General features: G+C 64.0%; 20 protein-coding genes and 1 pseudogene. 5 read left to right on the forward strand and 16 right to left on the reverse strand.

Features of this window, described 5'->3' with window-relative positions; all coding sequences use genetic code 11:
• Nucleotides 1–17 precede the first annotated feature (17 nt).
• The gene (locus tag FJ426_RS06455; RefSeq protein ID WP_140494499.1) at nt 18–881 is read left to right on the forward strand and encodes a LysR substrate-binding domain-containing protein; all 864 of its coding nucleotides are present in this window, start codon (nt 18–20) and stop codon (nt 879–881) included.
• Between the two features lie 169 nt (nt 882–1050).
• Here the strand turns inward: FJ426_RS06455 and FJ426_RS06460 are convergent, their stop codons facing one another.
• Nucleotides 1051–1953: a DMT family transporter gene (locus FJ426_RS06460; RefSeq protein ID WP_140824827.1), complete on the reverse strand. Its 903-nt coding sequence runs from the start codon at nt 1951–1953 to the stop codon at nt 1051–1053.
• Nucleotides 1954–2008: 55 nt separating this feature from the next.
• Nucleotides 2009–2895, reverse strand: a pseudogene (locus tag FJ426_RS06465) (DMT family transporter).
• A gap of 322 nt (nt 2896–3217) precedes the next feature.
• On the opposite strand from FJ426_RS06465, the gene FJ426_RS06470 reads away from it, so the two are divergent.
• Both FJ426_RS06470 and FJ426_RS06475 read left to right on the forward strand, forming a co-directional pair.
• On the forward strand, nt 3218–3799 hold the full coding sequence (locus FJ426_RS06470; protein WP_140562452.1) for a VOC family protein: 582 nt from the start codon (nt 3218–3220) through the stop codon (nt 3797–3799).
• A gap of 26 nt (nt 3800–3825) precedes the next feature.
• Complete coding sequence (locus FJ426_RS06475) at nt 3826–4713, forward strand: glutathione S-transferase family protein (protein ID WP_140562450.1); 888 nt, start codon at nt 3826–3828, stop codon at nt 4711–4713.
• 153 nt (nt 4714–4866) lie between these two features.
• Here the strand turns inward: FJ426_RS06475 and FJ426_RS06480 are convergent, their stop codons facing one another.
• Entirely contained in the window at nt 4867–6378 is a 1512-nt protein-coding gene (locus FJ426_RS06480; protein ID WP_140562448.1) for a peptidase S10, read from the reverse strand.
• A gap of 517 nt (nt 6379–6895) precedes the next feature.
• On the opposite strand from FJ426_RS06480, the gene FJ426_RS06485 reads away from it, so the two are divergent.
• Entirely contained in the window at nt 6896–7402 is a 507-nt protein-coding gene (locus FJ426_RS06485) for an OsmC family protein (RefSeq protein WP_140494488.1), read from the forward strand.
• Between the two features lie 14 nt (nt 7403–7416).
• Here the strand turns inward: FJ426_RS06485 and FJ426_RS06490 are convergent, their stop codons facing one another.
• From FJ426_RS06490 to rpsF, 13 genes are all read right to left on the reverse strand, one after another.
• Nucleotides 7417–7635 carry a hypothetical protein gene (locus FJ426_RS06490; protein ID WP_140494486.1) on the reverse strand — a complete coding sequence of 73 codons (219 nt, stop codon included), beginning with the start codon at nt 7633–7635 and terminating at the stop codon, nt 7417–7419.
• Between the two features lie 148 nt (nt 7636–7783).
• Nucleotides 7784–8419: a hypothetical protein gene (locus FJ426_RS06495; RefSeq protein WP_140555762.1), complete on the reverse strand. Its 636-nt coding sequence runs from the start codon at nt 8417–8419 to the stop codon at nt 7784–7786.
• Nucleotides 8420–8501: 82 nt separating this feature from the next.
• Nucleotides 8502–9257, reverse strand: coding sequence for an SDR family NAD(P)-dependent oxidoreductase (locus FJ426_RS06500; protein WP_140494482.1), 756 nt, complete (start codon nt 9255–9257; stop codon nt 8502–8504).
• Between the two features lie 48 nt (nt 9258–9305).
• Entirely contained in the window at nt 9306–10775 is a 1470-nt protein-coding gene (gene purF, locus FJ426_RS06505; protein ID WP_140494480.1) for an amidophosphoribosyltransferase, read from the reverse strand.
• 121 nt (nt 10776–10896) lie between these two features.
• A complete protein-coding gene (locus FJ426_RS06510) occupies nt 10897–11568 on the reverse strand; it encodes a CvpA family protein (protein ID WP_140494478.1) in 672 nt (223 codons plus the stop codon).
• A gap of 43 nt (nt 11569–11611) precedes the next feature.
• Nucleotides 11612–13015 carry a DNA repair protein RadA gene (gene radA, locus FJ426_RS06515; RefSeq protein ID WP_140494476.1) on the reverse strand — a complete coding sequence of 468 codons (1404 nt, stop codon included), beginning with the start codon at nt 13013–13015 and terminating at the stop codon, nt 11612–11614.
• An 87-nt stretch (nt 13016–13102) separates the two neighbouring features.
• Nucleotides 13103–14593 carry a replicative DNA helicase gene (locus tag FJ426_RS06520; RefSeq protein WP_140494474.1) on the reverse strand — a complete coding sequence of 497 codons (1491 nt, stop codon included), beginning with the start codon at nt 14591–14593 and terminating at the stop codon, nt 13103–13105.
• A gap of 225 nt (nt 14594–14818) precedes the next feature.
• Entirely contained in the window at nt 14819–15790 is a 972-nt protein-coding gene (locus FJ426_RS06525; protein ID WP_140494472.1) for a small ribosomal subunit Rsm22 family protein, read from the reverse strand.
• 3 nt (nt 15791–15793) lie between these two features.
• Nucleotides 15794–16117: a YnfA family protein gene (locus FJ426_RS06530; protein WP_140494469.1), complete on the reverse strand. Its 324-nt coding sequence runs from the start codon at nt 16115–16117 to the stop codon at nt 15794–15796.
• An 85-nt stretch (nt 16118–16202) separates the two neighbouring features.
• Nucleotides 16203–17495, reverse strand: a complete 1293-nt coding sequence (locus FJ426_RS06535; RefSeq protein ID WP_140494467.1) for a cyclopropane-fatty-acyl-phospholipid synthase family protein — start codon at nt 17493–17495, stop codon at nt 16203–16205.
• Nucleotides 17496–17746: 251 nt separating this feature from the next.
• Nucleotides 17747–18331 (reverse strand): 50S ribosomal protein L9, encoded by a 585-nt coding sequence (gene rplI, locus FJ426_RS06540; RefSeq protein WP_140494465.1) that lies wholly within the window; start codon nt 18329–18331, stop codon nt 17747–17749.
• Between the two features lie 213 nt (nt 18332–18544).
• Entirely contained in the window at nt 18545–18793 is a 249-nt protein-coding gene (gene rpsR, locus FJ426_RS06545; protein ID WP_006203718.1) for a 30S ribosomal protein S18, read from the reverse strand.
• Nucleotides 18793–19287 (reverse strand): 30S ribosomal protein S6, encoded by a 495-nt coding sequence (gene rpsF / locus FJ426_RS06550; protein WP_140494463.1) that lies wholly within the window; start codon nt 19285–19287, stop codon nt 18793–18795. The genes rpsR and rpsF overlap by 1 nt, the downstream gene beginning before the upstream one ends.
• Before the next feature lie 371 nt (nt 19288–19658).
• On the opposite strand from rpsF, the gene FJ426_RS06555 reads away from it, so the two are divergent.
• Nucleotides 19659–20326, forward strand: a 668-nt coding sequence (locus tag FJ426_RS06555; RefSeq protein ID WP_181176919.1) for a helix-turn-helix domain-containing protein, incomplete at its 3' end; no start/stop codon positions are given.

Below are 20326 nucleotides of genomic sequence, written 5' to 3' on the forward strand. Positions count from 1 at the left end.
TTCGATAATATCGAATTATGAAAACGCTCGATCCCGACCTCTTGAGGACATTCCTCGCCTTCGCCGACGGCGGCTCGCTGGCGCAGGCGGCCTCTATCGTCGGCCGTTCACCGTCGGCTGTGACGGCGCAGATGCAGCGGCTGGAAGAGGCTGTCGGCGAACCGCTCCTGGCGCCGCAGGGCAGGGGCCGCAGCCTGACGCCGACCGGTGAGGAGCTTGTCGGCCATGCCCGGCGTATCCTTGCAGCGCATCGTGAAGCCTGGCTCGGCCTGAAGGGCGCAAGGGCCGACGGACGCATCGCGATCGGTACGACGCAGGATTTCGCCGACAGCGGCTTGCCCGATTTGCTGCGTGCCTTCGCCGAAAGCCATCCGCGCGTCAGGATCGAGCTGCGCGTCGGCCGCTCCGCCGAGCTGGCGCAAGCCCTTCAGGGCGGTAGCCTGGATCTGGCGATCGTTATGCGGCAGGCGGCGACGCCGGACGAAATCGGCCTGCTGCGCGAGCCGATGATGTGGCTGTGTTCGCAAAAAGGGCTGGCTGCGCGACAGGACGAATTGCCGCTTGCGCTGCTCGATCCGCATTGCGGCTTCCGCGAAGCGGCGATCTCGGCGCTCGATTCGGCCGGCCGGCGCTATCGCGTTGCGGCCGGCAGCGCGAGCCTGGCCGGCCTGCGCACGGCGGTCAAGGCCGGCATTGCGCTGACGCTGCGCACCGCGCGCTTTGCCCATTCCGGCATCGTCGAAGCACCGCGCACGTTCGACCTGCCGCCCGTGCCCGTTGCCGAATTCGCCATCCGGCTGCGCGCCGATACCGAGAACCCGGCGCGGGATTTGGCCGCACTGCTCGGCGCCGGCCTGGCTGTGCCAGGACTTTTTGGCTGACAGCTGCCTGTCTTCAGGCGTGGGGCCAAAGAAAAAGCCGACCTTGCGGTCGGCTTGGAGTAGGACGGACCGAGGGGTTTGGGGGGACTCGGGGGGTGGTCCGTCGGCTCAACAATGCCTGAACCGGATGATGGTTCCGTGACTGCGCAAATTTTTTTGGGCTCGGCTTTCACAACGGCCCTGGCGCTTGTTGCTGCTTTGCCGACAGCCAGTCGCGGCCGGCATGGGCAAAGACCGCGCAAAGCACGATTGCGCCGCCGATCATGCTGGCCATGGGCGGTATCTCGGCCAGGAAAAGGAAGGCAAACAGGATCGCGAACGGCACTTCGGCAGAGCCGAGCAGGCCGGATTCAGCCGCCGGGATGAGCCTCGCGCCTTCCGTCCACAGGATCGAGGAGAGTGCGAAGCTCGAGCCGAAGGCGACGAGCAGCACGGCATCCCTTGCCGAGACGGCAAGCGGGTCGGTGACGAACCAGCTGAGTATGAACAACAGCAGGGCCGAGACCGCGCCTGCCCAGACCGCCGGCGTGTCGCGGAAGGCGCGCACCATGATCATGTAGAGCGCGCTGCCGACCGTCATCAGCAGCGCCAGCCCGTCTCCGAACAGATTGCCTGTGCCGAAGCTCGACCAGACCATGACCGCGACGCCGCAAAGCGAGACGGCGGCGGCTAACATCGTCTGCAGGCGGAAGGGCTCGCGCACCAGCAGGAAGGCGAGCAGCGCGGCAATGAAAGGCGACGTCGCGTAGATGACCGTGACATTGGCGACGAAGGTGAATTTGAAGGCGCAGATGAAGGCGATGCTGGCCAGCGCGCCTTCCACCGCCAGCAGCCAGCCGCGCCAGCCGAGCCGCAGCGTTTGGCGGTTGCCGGAGCGGTGGCGGCGCCACAGCACATAGAGGCTGATCAGGATCGAGCCGACGAAACCGCGCCAGCAGGTGATGGTCAGCGGATCGGCATGGATCGATTTGGTCAGCACGCCGGTCAATCCGAACACCGCCGCCGACGACGACACCAGGATGATGCCAAGTGTCCGTTCTGCGGTGTCGGTGGCGGCTGCTACATCGGTCATGAAAGCCAATTTACGTGGTTCTGTCCTGACATCGTAGTGTCAGAAGTCTGGCCCGTCACAGCCGTTTGCGGAAATGCTCGCCGCCGACGATCAGCAGCCCTGCGGTGATGATGAGAGCAGCGCCGAAAAACACTTCGCGACGCGGCACGTCGCCCCAGATGGCGAAGCCGAGCGCGAAGGCCCACAACAGCGAAGTGTATTCCAGCGGCGCGATGATCGAGGCCGGCGTCCGTTTCATGCCTTCGAAGAGAAGATACTGCGCCAAGCCGCCGAGCGCGCCGACGCTGGCAAGCAGAAGCAGTTCGCTCCAGCCGGGTATCTTCCACCAGAGCAGCGCGGGCACCGCCGAGAATATCAGGAAATAGAAATTGTTGAGCATGAGCTGGATCATCGAGCGCTCGGCAAGTGCTGTCTTGCGCAACAGCACGATGGCGATGCCCCACAGGAAAGCGGCGGCCAGCACCAGCAGCACCGGCACGGACAGCCCGAGATGGGCAGGGTCACAGGCGACAAAGACGCCGGCGAGCCGATTGCCACCGCCAGCCAGCGCAGCATTGGCACTTTTTCGCCAAGCATCACCACCGAAAGCACGGTGACGATGATCGGGGCCGCGTAATAGACGATGGTCAGTTCGGCGAGCTGCAGGCTGCGCGCGGCATTGTAATAACAAAGCCACGCCGCCAGGGTGAAGACGCTGCGCAACAGCATCGGCCACACGATCGGCGACCGCGCCGTCTCCGCATAGAGATGCCGTCCGCCGATCGCCGCGCAGGCGGTCAGTATGGTGATGCTGCGGAAGAACAGGATCTGCCAGACGCTCATGCCGGCTACCAGCAGCTTGATGGAAGCGTCCTGCGTCGAAAAAAGCAAATAGGCGGCGCCGGTCAGGAGGATACCGGCGAGAACCCTTTCGCGTGTTTCGAGAATGGCGACATCGGCCATGCGACAAGCGGCCTTGTGTGAAAACGGCTCCGGCCCCTGTCGGCTCCGCTCCCGCCAGCTATAGGGGCGAAACCTTGCATGGCGCTGCTCCAGCGCCGTGCTTGCGTTGGGGCAGGGCCGATCCCGGATGCGGCTTCTGGCGCGGCGCGACTGATTGGTTTAGCATCGTCTCACAAAGCCGGCGCGTAAGGTTCGGCGAGCCAAGGGAACGGCGCGGATCAGGAAGCCAGCGCTCGCATAAGAGACGCCATTCGCATCATGGCGGCGGGCTGACAGCCGGCACTTACGGATATCGAAACGCCGACATCAGGGGGAGAACGCAATGCAGAAACTGCAATCGCAAGGCGTCCATCACATCACGCTGGTCGGCGCCGGTCGCCAGACGTCGATCGATTTCTGGGAAGGCGTGCTGGGCATGCCATTCATTTTCGAGCAACCCAACCTCGACAAGGCAGCCGAAAGCCATCTCTATTTCGATCCGGGCGACGGGCGGCTGATCACCATCTTTACCGACGAGACCCGCACGCCGGCAAAGCGCCGCACGCCGACCGACACGGGTTGCGTCCACCACATCGCCTTTGCCGTATCGCGCGTCACCTTCCTGCAGGCGGTCGCCCGGCTTGACGAGCGCGCCATCAAGCACAGTGGCGTCAAGGACCGCGGTTTCATGGATTCGATCTATTTCGAGGATCCGCTTGGGCTGCTGATCGAACTTGCTTCCTACCGTTTCGAGCCGCCGGCCGGCTTTGGCCATGCCGACGTGCTGATGGAAGCGCACAAGCTCCGCGTCGCGCGTGGCGACTACAACATTGCCGAGGCGCATCTGGCCGACGCCATCCAGGCGCTGGTCGAGCGCTCGCGCGCGACATTGTCGGCCGACAGGGCGCCGCGCAATCCATATTGATTTTGAATAAACAAAGGGAGGAACAGATGGCAAAGACAGCGACGAAGGGTGCGAGGAGGCCGGCAGCTAAGGCGACACCAAAGGCTATGGCAAAACCAGCAGCAAAAGCTTCAACCAAGCCGGTGCCAAAAATATCGGCAAAGCCTTCGGCCAAGGCGGCGTCAAAAGCAGCAACCGCCGGCAAAACCGCGTCCAGGACCAAGGGGAAATCGGCGAAGAACCCCGCCCTGATGATCAGCATGCTGAAGCCCAGCGTCAACAACATGACGGTTCGGGTGTTTGCCCGCGCCGCCGGGCTGGACCATGCCGAGGCCGACGCCTGGGGCAGCACGCGTTCGCCCGAATTCATGGCGCGCAACCCGGCCCATCTGACTCCGATGATCGAGGACAAGGGCCTGCCGCGAGGGGTGCTTTGGGAAAGCTGCGCCATCATGCAGTATCTCGCCAACAAGCACGGGCTGGAGAAATTCTACCCCAAGGCGCCTGCCAAGCGGGCGATGATCGACAGCGCCATGTTCTATCTGATCGGCACGCTCTATCCCTATGTGGCGCGCGCCACCTATCCGGCGCTCGGTTTCCCGCAATACGCCGGAGAGGTCGGCCACAGCGACGCTCATCCCGACAGGAAGGCCGAGGCGCAGAAGGCGGCGATCGCCGCCATTTCCGAACCGCTGGAGGTGTTCCACTCCTTCTTCAGGGACGGCAAGCCCTTCATTGGAGGCAAGAACCCGTCTATCGCCGACATCCGCCTGGCGGCGACACTCGAATTTCTCGCCGTCATCGACTATGCCCTGCCCGAATGGGCCAGCGACTACATGGCCGCGATGGAGAAGAAGCTCGGCAAGGCCTATGCAGACCCGGCCAGCGACGTGCGCGGCTACATTGCCCATGTGAAGTCACAGCCACGGGTGTGAGATCGCTTCGGCGCCGCAGGCCGGTTGAAGGCAGCCGGCGGCCAAGATGAACTGCGATGTCCTTCGCGGCTCCTTTGCCTGGAGGACAGAGGAGCGAACTGTCCCGCCAGCGTATCGCGGACTGCCCGTCACTCCGGTGTTTCCAAGCGACGCTTACTGCGTCGCTTGGTAAAGCTCCGCCGCCGCTGCCTTGAGCGCCCGCCTTCCGTCCGGCCTGAAATACATCATGTGTCCTCCGTCCAGCACATCGACGCGGATGGGCTTTGCACCGGCGAGCGTCGGTACCTGGTTCACCAGATAGCGAGATGCCAGATAGGGCGTGACGAGGTCGGTGTAGCCGTTGACGATGACGACGCCGAGCGCGGGATTGAGCGAGCGCGCCCGCTGCAGATCGTTCATCACGCCGGCATAGCCCTGCCGCGATGTGCCGTAGTCCCAATTGCGGCTGATCTCGCCATTGAGCAGCCGGTAGCTGACATCGGTGTGGTAGTTCAATTCGTCGCGGGCATAGCCGACAAAAGCCGAGGTCAATGCTGGAACGCTGCGGTCGAGCACAGGATCGGGTCCGGCGGTGCGAGCGCTTTCAGGAGCGATGTCGGCCGTGCCGATCATGGCGTCATAGGGGCTGAGCACCTTGCTTTTCGAGCGGGCAAACTCCCTCGCGAAAAGGCTGGTCGGTATACGCGCGAAATTCCGCTGCACGAGGTCGAGGGGCAGGCCGGTGATCTCGGCCACCCGCTGGCTCGCCAGCCGCCCGCCTTGCTCCAGCCCGCTGGCCAGCGCCGTGAGGTAGTCGCCAAGCGCATAGCGCTCGACCGCGGCCAACTGCGCCCGCAGCGCCTCGCCGGTAACGCCGTCGGCACTGAGCCGCACCGACGCCAGCGAGGGGAGTTCGAGAGCCCAGTGCAGCGGCTCGAATTCGTCGGGTTGCACCAGCATGAATTCCAGCGCCGGCGAGATCAGCACGATGCCGCTCGGGCTAAGGCCGACATCTTCCTGCAAAGTCCTGGCGAGCAGCGCCGCGCGAAACCCGCCATAGCTTTCCCCGGCCAGGAAAAGCGGCGAGCCGCTGCGGCCGTTCTGGGCCAGATAGAGCCGGATGAAGGCGCCGATCGAGCTGGCGTCCTGGTTGACGCCCCAGAAGTCGTGGGTGTTCTGCCCGGGAGCCTCGCGGCTGTAGCCGGTGCCGACCGGATCGACAAAGACGAGGTCGGTCATGTCGAGCCAGCTGTCCGGATTGTCGATGATCTTTTGCGGCGGCGGCAGGAATTCGCCATCGGCTCCGGTCGTGATGATGCGCGGACCGAGCGCACCGAGATGCAGATAGGCGGAAGCCGCCCCGGGGCCGCCATTGAAGACGAAGGTAATGGGGCGTGGTGCCGTTTTTGCCGCGTCGGCCGGTGGCCGCAGCGTATAGGCGACATAAAAGATCTCCGCCGTGACGTCGGCCTTGCCTGAAAGCAGCGACAGCGTGCCGGTCTTGGCCTGATAGTCCAGCTTGCGTCCGGCAACCGTGATCGAATGGCTGGTGACCTGCGGCGGCGGCAGCAGCGACAGCACACCGCCGGTCGGCGCCGGCCTCTCCGGCGTTTCAGCCAGCACAGGCTGTGCGAAGGCAGCAAGCATCAGCAGGATGAGAGAGATCAGTTTCAACTTGAACGGCATGACGCCTCCGCGAGAACGCTTGTCGCATAGCTATAGCCGATGCGATCGAAGTCAAAGGAAAGGCTTGTCCGGCTGAAGACGGATCGCCCGCCATCAAGCAACGAATCCGGGTCAGCGGGTTCCGTGCAAGCCTTCTCGACGCGCTATTGAGAGAGCATTGAATGAAAAAAACCGCCTGTACGGCGGGTCCGTGGCGCAACTCAGCACCATAACCAGAAATGTACCATAGCTGCCTTCACCCTGTCAAGAAAAAATTCCTATCAGGAGAAACCGTTGGCACACCCGACTGCCCATCGCCAGCCTTGTTGACCCGAGTCGGTCACCAGAAAATGGGACGACGGCACTCGCACGGCTCAGACGGTCTTTGAGACCTCGTCCGTCAATGTCCATTTGGGATAGTGATTGCGCGCCTGTGTCCCAACGCGATGATTATGTTTGCTTTCCGGTGTGATCGGGGCAAATCTCGGTGGGTTGACGCATGCCAGCGCCAGAAACGATCGTCGAAAGGGGCAGCGAAATGGACGCCACCGCACTGAAGGCCATGCAGGCGCCGCTGAAAGAGACCTATCGCGATGATGCTTCGCGCGCGCTCATCACGCTCAGGGCCAGAGGCAGTCTCGATGACCAGTCGATCGCCTGCAAGGTCGAGACGGGCAGGGCTCTCGCGATTGCCGGTCTGCATCCCGCAACCGGCGGCTCGGGGCTCGAGCTTTGCTCGGGCGACATGCTGCTGGAGGCACTTGTGGCCTGCGCCGGCGTGACGCTCAAGGCGGTGGCGACGGCGCTCGAATTCAAGCTCGGCGCCGCCACGGTCGAGGCCGAAGGCGACCTTGATTTTCGCGGCACGCTTGGCGTTGCCAAGGATGCGCCGGTCGGTTTTCGCGCCATCAGGCTGAATTTCAGTCTCGACACCGATGAGCCGCAGGAGCGCATCGATTCCTTGCTGAAGCTGACCGAACGCTACTGCGTGGTGTTCCAGACCATCAACCAGAAGCCGGAACTGACGGTCAGCGCACGGCGCTGACGCCGCATCGCGCCTTACTGCGCTGCCGGTTCCTCCGCGTCGCCCTCGTCGGTGAAGGGTGACGCGCTCGGCACGCATTGCAGCGACCAGCCGGTCGGGGCCGGCTGCTTCTGGTATTCGGTGATGGCGGCGGTGCATTGTTCGCGCTTGTCGAACGTGCTGGGCAACACGACCATGCCGCCTTGCGGGCCGGCGATTACCAGGTACCAGACCAACGCTACGCTCGAAGCCATGGGAATTTCCTTGCTCTGCCCAGCCGGGCTTGTTGTGGGAATCTATGCGATCCTATCAACTCTGCGGAAATGACGAAAGCATGACCGCGACTCAGCTTTCCGCCGCCACATCACAGCCGCGTGATGTGGCGGGGCGGGCGAGGTCTGGTCAATTCGTTGCGAAACAATAGAACAGGCCGTCGCCGCCGGTGCCTTTCAGCGCCTCCTGGCCGCAGCCGCCGCGCGAAGCATGCGAAGAGTTCCAGGATTTGGCGGCAGCTGAATCGTCGAGCCCGGTGCGGTCGTGATGGCCCATCATGGCTGCCCCTTCCGTGCCGCTCATCGTCCAGTCACCGCAGGTCTGGTCGGCGATCCTGGTGCCGTCGGGTTTCGAGCCGGTCAGCATGTCGTGGCGGTTCGGCGTGTCGCCGCGGCCGTTGACCATCTCGCCTTTCTCGGTGAGCGCCGTCTGCTTGGTGATGCCGTTGGCATCGCCGTGCAGCGAGGCGACGTCGTCGGCTATCTTGACGCCCTTGGCATTCACCCACGGTCCCTTGCCGATGCGGTCGCGCGCATCCTCGGTGCTGGTCGACAGATATGCGGCCCAGGTCTTGCCGGTGACGCCGGCTGCTTCCGCCAGCGAGGCGCAATGCGCGTCGGCGCCCTTCAGGCCGCCGAGGTCTGCCCCTTTGCCCGAGCCGACGCTGGTGACGAAGAAGCTCATCTTGGCATCTTGTGACAAGGCTGTGCCGGCGGCCAAGGCTGAGGCAATGGCGGTGGCGGCGATGAGAATAAGTCTGCGCATGTCGGTCCTCCGGGTTTGAGCTTCGAATCTACATTCGAGGAACGCCGCCCGGAGCCGAATTCTTCCGATAAAAAAGATGCGGCTATTCCGGCTGTCGGTAGGCGACGAAACGGTTGTGTTTGGCCTGGAAGATCAATCCTGTCTCTTTCAGGTCGGGGCTTGCCAGCGGCACGATGCGTTTGGCGATCTCGGAGGGATGCGGCAGCGTTTCCGGGTCCTCGCCGGGCACGGCCTGCGCGCGCATCGCGGTGCGGGTGGCCCCCGGATCGGCGGCATTGACGCGCAAGGGCAGGCTCTGCGTCTCATGTGCCCAGGAGCGCATCATCGTCTCGACCGCCGCCTTGGAAGCCGCGTAGGGCGCCCAGAAGGCGCGGGCCGAGTGAGCAGCGTTGGACGACAGGATGATGGCCCGGCCGGCGTCGGAGAGCCGCAGCAGCGGGTCGACCGAGCGGATCAGCCGCCAGGTCGAGGTGACGTTGATGGTCATCACCTTCTCGAAGGTTTTCGCCTCGACATGGCCGATCGGCGAGATCACGCCGAGCACGCCCGCATTGGCGACGAGAATGTCGAGCTTGCCCCACCGCTCATGGATGGCGCCGCCCAGGCGGTCGATGCCGGCCATGTCGGCAAGGTCGAGCGGCACCAGCGTCGCTTCGCCCTTGCCGGTTTTGGCGCGCTCGGCCTTGATCTGGTCGTCGAGTTCTTCCAGCCCGCCCACGGTGCGCGCCACGGCAATGACGTGGGCGCCGGCGGCAGCCAGTTCCCTGGCGATGAAGTAACCGATGCCGCGCGAGGCGCCGGTGACGACCGCAACGCGGCCGGAAAGGTCGAAGGTCATGCGATAGATTCCGGAAATATGGCTATGGCAACTGGCAGTGCGGCAATCCTATGCGCCGCTCGTCGCCAGCAGCGACAGCGTGCGCACATTGTCGTGGCCTTCGAAGTCGAGCAGGCGGGTCGGATACTGGCCGGTGAAGCAGGCGTCGCAGAATTGCGGCTGCTCGTTGTCGCGGTTGGCCTCGCCGACGGCGCGATAGAGTCCGTCGATCGACAGGAAGCCGAGCGAATCGACGCGGATGAATTCGGCCATCTCCTCGATCGACATGCGTGATGCCAAAAGCTTCGATTTTTCCGGCGTATCGACGCCGTAGAAGCAGGAGGCGCTGGTCGGCGGCGAGGCGATGCGCATATGCACTTCCTTGGCGCCGGCGTCTCGCACCATCTGCACGATCTTCTGGCTGGTGGTGCCGCGCACGATGGAATCGTCGACCAGCACGACGCGCTTGCCCTCGATCATGCGGCGGTTGGCGTTGTGCTTCAGCTTGACGCCCATGTGGCGGATCGAATCGCCGGGCTGGATGAAGGTGCGGCCGACATAGTGGTTGCGGATGATGCCGAGCTCGAAGGGGATGCCCGCGGCTTGCGAAAAGCCGATTGCCGCCGGCGTGCCGGAATCCGGCACCGGCACGACGATGTCGGCCTCGACGGGATTTTCCTGCGCGAGTTCCGCGCCGATGCGCTTGCGCACCTCGTAGACGTTGCGGCCTTCGACCGAAGAGTCCGGGCGTGCGAAATAGACATATTCGAAAATGCAGAAGCGGGTCTTCTGCGGCTCGAACGGGAACAGGCTCTCGATGCCCTTGGAGGTAACGACGACCATCTCGCCTGGCTTCAGGTCGCGCACGAAACGCGCGCCGATGATGTCCAGCGCGCAGGTTTCGGAGGCCAGGATCCAGGCACCGTCGAGGTCACCCAGTACCAGCGGGCGGATGCCGAGCGGGTCACGGCAACCGATCATCTTCTTGGCCGTCATCGCCACCAGCGAAAAGGCGCCCTCGACCTGGCGCACCGCATCGATGAAGCGCGAGTTGAGATCGCGCTCCTTGCTGGTGGCGACGAGGTGCAGAAGCGTCTCGGTGTCGGAGGTCGAGGAGAAGATCGCGCCTTGCTTCTGCAGCGCGCGCTGCACGGTCATGGCGTTGGTCAGATTGCCGTTATGGGCCACGGCAAAACCGCCATCGGCCAGTTCGGCGAAGAAGGGCTGGATGTTGCGCATGCCGGCGCCGCCGGTCGTGGCGTAGCGCGTGTGGCCGATGGCGCGATTGCCTTGCAGGCTGTCGATGACGCGTTGCTTGGTGAAGGTGTCGCCGATCAGGCCGACATGGCGTTCGACATGAAACTGGGTGCCGTCGTAGGAGACGATGCCGGCCGCTTCCTGGCCGCGATGCTGCAGCGCGTGCAGGCCGAGCGTGACGATGGCCGCCGCGTCCTGCCGGCCGAAAATGCCGAACACGCCGCATTCGTCGTGGAAGTGATCGTCAGCTTCCGCGGAAAGCACGTGGTCTGCGTCTGCCATGGGGCTCAAGCTCCGCTAAAATCGCCATATAAGGCGACAGCGTCGTAAAAGCAACGCGCCCGGCGATGGTTCACGATCACCGCCAGTCTCGGGCGCCTGTTCTGCGGCGCCCGATCACTCATCAATTCGCCGGCGCCGCCGGGGCCGGATTGGCCGGTGCGTTGTCCGCGGGAGGCGTTCCGGCATCGCTGTCGTCAGGAGCCGGCGCATTGGCATCGTCCCCTCCCGCCGGGGCATCCGTGGCCGGTGCGTCCGGTGCGGCGGGCGTTTCGGCGGCCGGCTGATTCGGATTGAGCTTCTTGAGGATGGCGTTTTCCGGATCCTCGGGCAGCAGGCTTTCAAGCTTGGCGCCGATCTGTTCCAGCAGCGGCCGCGACTTGGCCTCCGTGACCCAGGCCGGTGCCTTGGCGCCGGCCAGCCAATTGAAGAACAGCAGGGCCACGGCAACCACCAGAATGCCGCGGGCGGCGCCATAGAGGAAGCCGAGCGTGCGGTCGAGCGCGCCGATGCGGGAATCGATGATCCAGTCGGCGAGCTTCATGGTGATGACGCTGACGACGATCAAAGCGATGATGAAGACGACGCCGGCGGAGGCCGCCATGGCGATCTTTTCATTGTCGATGTAGGGTTTCAGGTAGGGCAGCACGGGCTTGTAGAAAAAGAACGCCGCCGCGGCTGCCGCCGCCCAGGACACGATGGACAGGACCTCGCGTGAAAAGCCGCGAACCATGGCGAGCATCGCCGAGACCAGGGTGAAGCCGACGAGAATTCCGTCAAGCAGCGTTATCGGCATCTTTGTCGCCCCACTCCCTGTCGCTCACCACCAGGTGAGCCCGTCATTCTTCGTCGTTGGCGCGGCTGCGCCGTGAGCCGGCTATGCGCGCCACGAGGTCGGCGAGCTCGGTGGGCTGGAAAGCGCCGGCCCCGATTCCTCCGGCAAGTTCCTCGCTGCCCAAGGGCAGAACCGCGCTTGCGAAACCCAGCTTTTCGGCCTCCTTGAGACGCTGCTGCGCATGCGCAACCGGCCTCACGGCGCCAGAAAGGCTGATTTCGCCGAAATAGACGCAATCGGCGGGAAGGGCAAGACCGGTGAGCGAGGAAACCAGTGCGGCCGCCACCGCCACGTCGGCCGCGGGCTCGGAAATGCGGTAGCCGCCGGCTACGTTCAGATAGACGTCCTGTTGGCCGAAGCGCACGCCGCAATGCGCCTCGAGCACCGCCAGGATCATCGACAGCCGGGCGCCGTCCCAGCCAACGACGGCGCGGCGCGGCGTGCCGAGCGAGGAGGGCGCGACCAGCGCCTGGATTTCGACCAGCACCGGCCTTGTGCCTTCCATGCCGGCGAAAACCGCCGCTCCCGGCGATTTCGCATGGCGCTCGCCGAGGAACAGCTCGGAAGGATTGGCAACCTCGCGCAGGCCCTTGTCCGACATTTCGAAGACGCCGATCTCGTCGGTCGGGCCGAAACGGTTCTTGACGGTGCGCAGGATACGGTAGTGATGGCCGCCTTCGCCCTCGAAATAGAGCACGGCGTCGACCATGTGCTCGACGACGCGCGGGCCGGCGATCTGGCCTTCCTTGGTGACATGGCCGACGAGCACGATCGCAGCACCCGTGGATTTCGCATAGCGGATCATCGCCTGGGCGGCCGCACGCACCTGGGTGACGGTGCCGGGCGCCGAATCGGCGAGGTCGGTCCACAGCGTCTGGATCGAATCGAGGATCACCAGGTCCGGCCGCTTGCCGTCGGCGATCGTGGCAAGGATATCCTCGACATTGGTCTCGGCCGCAAGCTCGACCGGTGTGGAAGCGACGCCGAGGCGCTGCGCGCGCAGCCTGATCTGGGCGACCGCCTCCTCACCCGAGACATAGACGATGCGGTGGCCCCTCGAGGCAAGGGCAGCAGCAGCCTGGGTGAGCAGCGTCGACTTGCCGATACCGGGATCGCCGCCGACCAGCAGCGCCGAGCCGCGCACGAAGCCGCCGCCCGTGGCGCGGTCGAGCTCACCGATGCCCGACACGATGCGCGGCGCGTCCTCGATATCGCCGGAAAGCGTGGTCAGCACCACCGCGCGGCCCTTGCGTGCGTTGCGCGTATTGGCCGGCCCGGAACCGATGCCGCCGGACGTACCTTCCTCGACCAGCGTGTTCCATTCGCCGCAGGCGTCGCATTTTCCGGCCCAGCGCTGATGCACCGATCCGCAGTTCTGGCAGATGAACTGGACGCGGGATTTAGCCATTAGCGAGGCCTGCTTCGGGATCGCCGATGCTGGATAGGTGGGCGGGACAGAGGGGGTTTGACGGAGCGTGACGGTGAGTCAAAAAAGCTACTCAAACCTTTCCGCGATATGATGTTCCTCCGCCAGATCCGAGAAGCGGGTAAATTCGCCGTGGAAGGCTAGCGTGACCGTGCCCGTCGGTCCGTGACGCTGCTTGGCCACGATCACCTCGGCCTTGCCGCGCATCTCGTTCATCTCGTTTTCCCACTTGATGTACTCGTCGGTGCCGAGCTTCGGCTCGCGGTTCTTGAGGTAGTATTCCTCGCGGTAGACGAAGATCACGACGTCGGCGTCCTGCTCGATCGAGCCGGATTCGCGCAAGTCCGAGAGCTGCGGGCGCTTGTCGTCGCGGCTTTCAACCTGTCGCGAGAGCTGCGACAGCGCGATGATCGGCACCGCGAGCTCCTTGGCCAGTGCCTTGAGGCCGGTGGTGATCTCGGTGATTTCCTGCACGCGGTTCTGCGAGGCCCTGGCGCTGGAGCCCTGCATCAGCTGGATATAGTCGATGACGATGAGGTCGAGGCCGCGCTGGCGCTTCAGGCGCCGGGCGCGGGCCGAGAGCTGGGCGATCGAGATGCCGCCGGTCTGGTCGATGAACAGCGGAATCTTCTGCATGGTCTGCGAACAGGCGACCAGCTTTTCGAAGTCCATTTCGGTAATCTCGCCGCGGCGGATCTTCGAGGAGGAGATTTCCGTCTGTTCGGAGATGATACGGGTCGCGAGCTGTTCCGACGACATTTCGAGCGAGAAGAAGCCGACGACACCGCCATTCGCCGCCTTGAACGACCCGTCGGCCTGCTGCGCCGGCACATAGGCCTCGGCGACGTTGAAAGCGATGTTGGTGGCGAGCGACGTCTTGCCCATGCCCGGACGGCCGGCAAGGACGATCAGATCGGACGATTGCAGGCCGCCCATGCGGCGGTCGAGGTCGCGCATGCCGGTGGCCAGCCCCGACAGGTGGCCGTCGCGCATGTAGGCGGCGTTGGCCATGTCGACCGCGGTCTTGACCGCGTCGGTGAAGCTCTCGAAGCCGCCGTCATAGCGTCCGGTTTCGGCCAGCTCGAACAGGCGCCGTTCGGCATCCTCGATCTGCTCGGACGGCGACATGTCGACCGGCGCGTCATAGGCGATGTTGACCATGTCCTCGCCGACGGTGATCAGGGCGCGACGCGTCGCAAGGTCATAGATGGCGCGACCGTAATCTGCGGCGTTGACGACCGTGACGGCTTCGACCGCCAGGCGCACGACATATTGTGCTACCGTCATGTCGCCGACCTTCTCGTCGGCCGGCAGGAAGGTCTTCAGCGTGATCGGCGTTGCCACCTTGCCCATGCGAATGAGCTCTGCCGCGATCTCGAAGATCTTGCGATGCAGGGGCTCGTAGAAGTGGCTGGCCTTCAGGAAGTCGGAGACGCGATAGAAGGCATCGTTGTTGACCAGGATCGCGCCGAGCAGCGCCTGTTCCGCCTCGATGTTGTTCGGCGCCTCGCGATAGAGCGGTTGCTCCGCCACGCCGAATTTCCGCGCTGCCTCTGCCATGATGTCCCCGATTTCGATCCCGGTCTCTCGATATCAGAATCGGAAAATTGAGTGCTGACTTATCTGCAACAGTTATCACCCAAGCAGATTTGATGCCCACTGTTCACAGAAACAAAAAACCGTCCACAGGACAGTATTCCCGTGCCCTGATTCCGATTGACTCGACAAGGTGCTGATTCTACGCGACGGCTTGGAACAAAGCAAGAACAATCGTCACCCGAATCCCTAGGCTGTATCGAGCACATCGCCCCAGTCCGACCGCCGTGCCGCCTTGAACAGTTCACCGTCACGCTTGCTGAAAAGCGTCTCGCCGGCACTGCCGTCCGGCCGGCAAAGCTTGAGCGCCACCTTGCCCGAGCCGGTTTTCGGTGGCGCGATCACCCGCGCCGCGCGGACTGGCGCCGGCTGCCTCGAAGCCGCGACATAGATGAACTTCTCGTCCTCCCATGGCACTTCGGCGTCCTTGGCCAGCCGGTGCAGGCGCGAGCGGGCGACGCGCCGCGAAAAGTGGCACCAGTCGGGCGGGATGAGCGGGCAGGGGGCTTCGTGCGGGCAAGGTGCCAGTACATGCGCGCCCGCTTCCATCAGTTGCCGACGAACCGCGAGAACACGCTGCCAGCCCGCCGGCGTGCCCGGCTCCACGATCAGCAGCGTGTCTGTCGTGAGCTGCCACAGCCGATCGACCATTTTGGGCAGTGATGCCGGTGTGATCTCGTCCAGCACATAGGCGCAGGTGACGAGGTCCGCCGGCTGCGAACCGTCAAGGTCGATGGTCACATCGCCGGTCTGCCAGGCGATCCGGGCAGCGATCGCATCGGCGGCAAGCGCCTCGCCGACCTTGCGCACCGCAGCACTGGCCTCCAGCAAAACGGCATGCTGAAGATCGGGCCACAGGTCCGCCGTGGCCCAAAGCACGGTGCCCGGGCCGGCGCCGACATCGAGCAGGGTTTTCGGCGCGAATTCCGGCTGGGCTTCGTTCACCGCGTCAAGGCTGGCGCGGACGGCGGCATAGGTCGCCGGCAGCCGCGTCGCCAGATAAGCCTTGACCGCCATATCCTGCGCCATATGCAGGCGGCCGTCGCGCATCTCGGCGCGGTAACGGTCCGACAGGGTTTTCGCCGCCTGCCTGAGCACCGGCAGCGGCACGTTTTCGAGGGCACGGTCGACGGCCTGTCGAAGCGGGGCGGGCAGTTCCACGGCTCATGCCCCTCGTGGTGCGAGCAGGATGACAGAGGCACCCAGTATGCAGAGCGCCGCCCCCGCAAGGTCCCACCGGTCGGGACGCACGCTTTCCACCAACCAAAGCCAGGCCAGCGACGCCGCGATGTAGATGCCGCCATAGGCGGCATAGGCGCGGCCGGCCGCGCTGGTGTCGACCAGGGCCAGAAGCCAGGCGAAGAGAACGAGCGAAACGAAACCTGGCAGCAGCCACAGCGGCGATTTCTCCAGCCGCCACCACGCCCACACCGAAAAACAGCCAGCGATCTCGGCGAGCGCCGCGGCTGCATAGAGGAGGTAGGTCATGAAAAAGGCCTCGCGACGATCACGAGGCCTTTTTCAGGGCACGAGCCGGGAATGGCAAGCGCCAATGCGGCAAAGCGGTCTGTTCCTATTCCGCCACCTTGCGGCGCCGGGCGGGCTTGGCGGCCTCTTCGACCGGAGCCGCTTCGCGATGGCCCATGTCGCGCATTTCGAGCGCCTTTTCACATTTGACCATATAGTCGCGCGCCATCGGCAGGGTGTCGTTCTTCCTGGCAAGCTGGATCTGGAAGATGACCAGATCCTGCCAGCGGAAGGCGGCTTCCGAGGCTGCCAGATAGAATTCCCACATGCGGCAGAAGCGTTCGTCATAGATCGCCTTGGCCTTGTCGCGGTTGACGGCGAAGCGCTGGCCCCAATGCTTCAACGTGTCGGCATAATGGAGCCGCAGGATTTCGATGTCCGTGACGACGAGGCCTGACTTCTCGATCGCCGGCATGACTTCGGAAAGCGCGGGAATGTAGCCGCCCGGGAAAATGTACTTGCGGATGAAGGCGCTGGTCGCCCACGGCACGCCGGAGCGGCCGATCGTGTGCAGGAGCATGACGCCATCAGGCTTCAGCAACGTCGCGCTCTTGTCGAAGAAGGTGCGGTAATGGTTGACCCCGACATGTTCGAACATGCCGACCGAAACGATGCGGTCGAAGCGTTCGTTGAGTTCGCGGTAATCCTTCAGCTCGAAATGAACGTGGTTTTCCAGGCCCTGGGCATGCGCCCGGTCGGTGGCGACACCGTGCTGCTCGGTCGACAGTGTCACGCCCTGTACGTCGACGTCGAAGGCCTTGGCGAGGTAGAGGCCTAGCCCGCCCCAGCCGGAGCCGATGTCGAGCACCGTCTGCCCGGCCTTCAGCCTGAGCTTGGCGGCAATGTGGCGCTTCTTGGCTGCCTGCGCCTCGTCCAGCGTCATGTCGGGCTGCTCGAAATAGGCGCAGGAATACTGCATGTCCTCATCGAGGAAGAGCCGGTAAAGGTCGCCCGACAGATCATAGTGGCGCTGCACGTTGCGGCGCGAACGCGACGCGGTGTTGATCTGCTGCAGGCGGCGGAAAGCGTGGCGCAGGCCTTCGATGGCTTTCGACCACGTCGCGTCGATGCCGCCGCTGCCCATGTTCTGGAAAGCGATGCGCATCAGGCCAAGAACGCCGCCCTCGAGGATGTCGAGTTCGCCATCCATGTAGGCTTCCGGCACGGCCAGCATCGGATCGAAGGTAATGGCGCGCTCGGCGTGCCTGGTCTTGATGTGCAGGTGCACCGGCTCGCCGCTGCCGTCACCGAACACGAATGTCGTGCCCTGTGGGCCGGTCACCTTGAGATTGCCTGTGCGCACCAGGCGGTCGAGAACGCGTTTCAACAGAATATTCATGACCCAAATGTCCCCTCTCGGTCAGACAGGCTGTCCTACTCTGCATCAATATATAGGGTTTCGAAAAGTTCCTTTTGGCACAAAAATGCCCAGGTGGTGAACCCGGGCATTGGTCCAGTCTGACTTGAACTGCCGGTCTGACTGGAGCTGCCGGTCTGATCGGAGCTGCCAGTCTGATCGGAGCTGCCAGTCTGATCGGAGCTGATTGGCCGAAGCGAATGCGGCGCGCCGGCAGGCGCGCCGCGCCGATATCAGGCGTTCTCTTCGCCGCCCTCGAACTCGGCGTTCGGGTCGAAGAAGTTCTCCGGCCGGGCATTGTCGTTGATGTCCTCGCCATAGATGGCCTCGGCGGTGGTCAGCGTCTCGCCCTTGGCTTGGCGCTCGGCCTCGTCGGCCGTGCGGGCGATGTTGAGCGTGATCGTGACCTCGACTTCCGGATGCAGCGCGATCGCCACATTGGTCACGCCGATGGTCTTGATCGGCTGGTTGAGCTGGATCTGGTTGCGGTTGACCGAAAAGCCCTCTGCCGTCAGCAGGTCGGCGATATCGCGCGTCGACACCGAGCCGTAGAGCTGGCCGGTCTCGCCGGCCGAGCGAACGGCGATGAAGCTCTTGCCGTCGAGCTGTTCGGCGACCTGCGAGGCTTCGGACTTCCGCTCGAGATTGCGGGCTTCGAGCTGCGCGCGCTGGCCTTCGAACTTCTTCTTGTTGGCTTCGTTGGCGCGCAGCGCCTTGCCCTGCGGCAACAGGAAATTGCGGGCAAAGCCGTCCTTGACCTTGACGGTATCGCCCATTTGGCCGAGGCGGGAAACGCGTTCGAGAAGAATGACTTCCATGGTTTTGTTCCTTTCGTTAGGGCGCCAATCAAGGGATCGGTGCCGAATTCTCTGGAACAGGTCAGGAAGCAAAAGGGCGTTGCCGCCGGTGTCGCTGTCCTGCCTGTCGCGGCAGTTAGAGGCTTTTGACCTCAACTCGGGATTTGATGAGTAATCCAGCGGCGCCCGTCGCCGTGGAACAGAAGCGGGCGGCGGAGCCGCCCGCGTCAAGGATTAGCGAACCACGTAGGGCAGCAGGCCGAGGAAGCGGGCGCGCTTGATCGCCTTGGCGAGCTCGCGCTGCTTCTTCTGGCTGACGGCGGTGATGCGCGACGGCACGATCTTGCCGCGCTCGGAAATATAGCGCTGCAGGAGGCGCACGTCCTTGTAATCGATCTTGGGCGCGTTGGCGCCCGAGAACGGGCAGGTCTTGCGGCGGCGATGGAACGGGCGCCGGGTCGGGATCTGGTTGATGTCGACCATTATTCTGCACCCCCTTCAAAGCCTTCGCGCGGACGGCGCGGACCACGATCGCCACCGGCGTCGCCGCCGAAGCTGCGTGGCGGACGATCGCCGCGATCACGGTCGCCGAACGAGCGCGGACCACGGTCGCCGCGGTCACGGTCGCCGAAGCCGCCGCGTTCCGAGCGCTCTTCGCGCTTCTGCATCATGGCGGAGGGACCTTCCTCATGCGCATCGACCTTGATGGTCAGGAAACGCAGCACGTCCTCGGACAGGCCCATCTGGCGCTCCATTTCGTTGAGCGCTGCCGGCGGGCAGTCAAGATCCATCAGCGTGTAGTATGCCTTCCGGTTCTTGTTGACCCGGTAGGTGAGGGACTTCAGTCCCCAGTTCTCGACCCGGCCGACGGACCCGCCATTGGCGGAGATGACGCCCTTGTACTGTTCGACAAGCGCATCGACCTGCTGCTGCGAGAGGTCCTGCCGGGCAAGAAACACATGTTCGTAAAGAGCCATTATGTCTTTTCGCCTTTCTTCGTTTCTCTCCCGGTTCCCGGCGGCAAAAGCCTCTGCAACTTCTCTGACCCGCCAGGAGCGGGGAAGAAAGGAGCATGACGAGACGGTCGAGAGCGGAGACACGGGAGGCGGAAGCGCTTCTGGCTTCACGCGAAGGTTTTCGAAAACCTCCGGCCCTCCGTTCAGCCCCCAGCTGGGACCGGCAGATTGGCGGCGTCTATATAGCAATCCACGTGGAAGGCAAGAGCAGGCGGCAATCCTGTCGTAAGCACATGAGTTGTCCGGATTAGGTAGCACGTGAGTTGTCCGGTTTTATCGCCAGCGAATGGAGGCTGGGGATGAAGCGGACGGCATGGCTACAGGACCGGAGAATGCAAAAGTTTCGGGACGTTTTGGAGCGCTGGAATGGCGGCGATCTTTCGATGATGGAGGCAGGGGAGTTGCTTGGCATGTCGGAGCGGCAATTCCGACGCTACCGCGACCGGTACGAAGAGGCTGGGGACGCTGGGTTGCTGGATCGGCGCTTGGGCAAGCTTTCGACGCGTCGGGTGCCGGCGGAAGCGATTGAGGAGATGCTGGAGCTTTACCGTCATCGCTACCTCGGCTGGAATGTGAAGCATTTCCACGAGCACCTGCTGCGCGATCACCATTTCAGCTGGGGCTACACCTTCATCAAGACGCAGCTCCACGCCGCGGGCCTTGTGGAACGGGCCAAGCGGCGCGGTGCTCACCGGCGCAAGCGGGAGAGGAAGCCTTGCGAGGGGATGATGCTGCATCAGGATGGCAGCCGTCATCGATGGCTGGCGGGTGAGCCGATGCTGGACCTGATCGTGACGATGGACGATGCGACGAGCACGATCTATTCGGCCTTCCTGATCGAGGAGGAAGGCACGGCGTCGAGCTTTCAGGGCCTTCTGGAGACATTCGTCGCCAAGGGATTGCCATCGAGCCTCTACAGCGATCGCGGCAGCCACTATTTCGTGACGCTGAAGGCCGGCGAGGCGGTCGACAAAAGCCGGCTGACCCAGGTCGGCCGGGC

The sequence above is a fragment of the Mesorhizobium sp. B2-6-4 genome, assembly GCF_006441495.1.
Lineage (GTDB): Bacteria > Pseudomonadota > Alphaproteobacteria > Rhizobiales > Rhizobiaceae > Mesorhizobium.